Here is a 2,971-nt window from a genome sequence, read left to right as displayed (position 1 = left end):
GCGCGGGCTCTATGTCCTGCTGGAACCGCCCGCGAAATCCCAGGAGCCGGACAAGCCGTCGCTGGCGAACTGGCTGGCGAGATCGGTCGCCTCGACGGGCGAGCCCGGCGTGGTCTATCAATCGGGAGCGGCGGACTGGGTGGAAAGCATTTCCCTGTCAGAAATCCCGCAGGACGCCGCCGCGATGCCCTCGCTTGCCGCCGGCGTGACCCGCCGCGAACGAACAACACCAAGCGGCGCGAAGAAAAAGACGGCCGCCACGGCGACTCATTCCGCGAGCGGAATGAAGTTCGGCAGCGAGGTCCACGTCGCCTTCGAGCAAGTCGGCTGGGTGGACGAAGCGACCCCGGATCTGCCCGCGAGCGACGCCGGGCGGCTGGTGGCCGATTTGCTGAAAGTTCCGGTCTTGAGGAAGCTTTTCGAGCGCGGCGGACAATCGGTGGAGCTGTTTCGCGAACAAGCGGTGGACGCGGTGCTTGACGGCAAATGGCTCAGCGGGGTGATCGACCGGCTTCACCTCCACCGCGACGCTTCCGGCGTGGTGAACCGCGTGCAGGTGGTTGATTTCAAAACCGACGGGCTGGATGACATCAAGGAGCTCGTCGAAAGGTATTCCGGCCAGATGCAGGCCTATCGTGAAGTGATGGAGCGGGCCTACCCCGCCGCGCGGGTCGAGTGCGTCCTGCTTTCCACGCGCTGCCGCGAACATGTCTCTATCTGACTGACTGAAACCGGAACGACCCTGCGCGTTTCTTGAGAAATTCCGCGCCATTCTCCGCATGGGATTGCCAACGGGTGGGTTTCCCTCTCTAGTGTGTTTGCTATGAGTAAATCAATTGAAACATCCCACCTCCCCTTGCAAAAATGGGTCGCTGAAATAACCGCCCTCTGCACACCCGATTCCGTCGAGTGGTGCGACGGCTCGCAAGCCGAATGGGACCGGCTGACCACACTGATGGTGGAAAAAGGCACCTTCACCCGCCTCAACCCAGCCAAGCGCCCCAACTCGTTCCTCGCCCGCTCGACCCCGTCCGACGTCGCCCGCGTGGAAGACCGCACCTACATCTGCTCGAAGCGCCGCGACGAGGCGGGCCCCACCAACCACTGGGCCGACCCCGCCGAGATGCGTGCGAAGTTGAATGAGAAATTCAAAGGCTCGATGAAAGGCCGGACGATGTATGTCATCCCGTTCTGCATGGGCCCGCTCGACTCGCCGCTCGCCAAGATCGGCGTGGAAATTTCCGACAGCCCCTACGTGGTCGTCAACATGCGGATCATGTGCCACATGGGTTCGCACGTCCTGAAGCGTCTCGAAGAAGAAGCTAACGGCACGATCACGAAAAAGCGCGACGGCCACGGCCAGTTCATCCCCTGCCTCCACTCCGTCGGCTCGCCGCTGGAGCCGGGCCAAGCCGACTCCAGCTGGCCCTGCAGCGATGACAAGTACATCGTCCATTTCCCCGAGACCCGCGAGATCATGTCCTTCGGCTCGGGCTACGGCGGCAACGCCCTGCTAGGGAAGAAATGCCTCGCCCTGCGCATCGCCTCCAACATCGCCCGCGAGCACCAGTGGATGGCCGAGCACATGCTCATCGTCGGCGTCCACGCGCCGGACGGCACCAAGACCTATCTCACCTGCGCCTTCCCGTCCGCCTGTGGCAAGACCAACCTCGCCATGCTCATCCCGCCGAAATCCTATCAGGACGCCGGCTGGAAGACCTCCATCGTCGGCGACGACATCGCCTGGCTGTGGCCTCACGCGGACGGCAAGCTCCACGCGATCAATCCGGAGACCGGCTTCTTCGGCGTGGCTCCCGGCACCGCTTACGAGACCAATCCCATCGCCATGGAGTCGATGAAGGAAAACACAATCTTCACCAACGTCGGACTAACCGACGACGGCGACGTGTGGTGGGAAGGCATGTCGCCGACCAAGCCCGCGCACCTCATCGACTGGACCGGCAAGGACTGGACGCCGGACTGCGGCCGCAGCGCGGCGCATGCCAACGCGCGCTTCACCGCCCCCGCCGTGCAGTGCCCGACCATCGACCCCGAGTGGCAGAATCCGGACGGCGTGCCGATCGACGGCATCGTCTTCGGCGGCCGCCGCCCGACGACCATGCCGCTTGTCTATCAGGCATTCAACTGGAGCCACGGCGTTTACGTGGGAGCCACCATGGGTTCGGAAATGACCGCCGCCGCGGCCGGCACGATCGGCAAGGTCCGCCGCGACCCGATGGCCATGCTGCCGTTCTGCGGTTATAACATGGGCTCCTACTTCGGCCACTGGCTGGAAATGCGCCGCTACCTGACCAGCCTTCCGCGCTTCTTCCACGTCAACTGGTTCCGCAAGGACGACGACGGGAAGTTCCTGTGGCCCGGCTACGGTGAGAACATGCGCGTCCTCGAGTGGATCGTGAAACGCTGCCACGGCGCCGCCGCCGGTTACGAGACACAGATCGGTTGGACTCCGGCGTTCGAGGATTTCAACATCGACGGTCTCGAAGACTTCACCCGCGAAAGCTACGACAAGGTCATGGCCTTCAACCGCGCGGAATGGAAGGCGGAGCTCGTCAGCCAGGGAGAACTCTTCATCGAACTCTACGACGACCTGCCGAAGGAACTCATCTTCCAACGCGAGCTGCTAGCGGCGCGCTTGTCATAAGAAGCTTCCGGTGGCGAGGCCGCTGGATGCTAGAACGACGCCTTCACGCCGGTGTGCCAGATCCATGCTTCGGCATTGAAGCCGGCGCCGGCCTCGTCTTTGAGAATGATGTTTTCCAATCCGTTCATCCATACCAGGCGATCCTGATAGAAGTGGGCGTTCGCGCCGAGGTAGAAGGAATGGTATTCATCGCCGATGAAGAACGGCGAGCTGTCGAAGAAGGGGTCGGCCGAGGCGCCCATGGTTGCAACGAGTGAGCCTGGGTCGTCGCTGCCGGCATAGTGATAGCGACCGACGATCTTGACG

General features: G+C 62.9%; 3 protein-coding genes. 2 read left to right on the top strand and 1 reads right to left on the bottom strand.

The features are described 5' to 3' along the window. Window positions 1-721: PD-(D/E)XK nuclease family protein (locus AC4DF4_RS18440; RefSeq protein WP_490049561.1), on the top strand; the 721-nt coding region annotated here is incomplete at its 5' end. A gap of 102 nt (window positions 722-823) precedes the next feature. Continuing rightward, a complete protein-coding gene (locus AC4DF4_RS18435) occupies window positions 824-2,665 on the top strand; it encodes a phosphoenolpyruvate carboxykinase (GTP) (protein ID WP_490049560.1) in 1,842 nt (613 codons plus the stop codon). 29 nt (window positions 2,666-2,694) lie between these two features. Here the strand turns inward: AC4DF4_RS18435 and AC4DF4_RS18430 are convergent. Next, the coding region (locus AC4DF4_RS18430) for a hypothetical protein (RefSeq protein ID WP_490049559.1) at window positions 2,695-2,971 on the bottom strand (277 nt) is incomplete at its 5' end.

It is taken from the genome of Luteolibacter sp., from assembly GCF_058122085.1.
Note: the sequence above shows the minus strand (reverse complement) of the source record. Positions and strands in the feature narration are given on the sequence as shown.

Excerpts from the sequence above, each read along its gene's own strand:
- AC4DF4_RS18435 (WP_490049560.1), top strand. The coding sequence starts at position 824 with ATGAGTAAATCAATTGAAACATCCCACCTCCCCTTGCAAAAATGGGTC.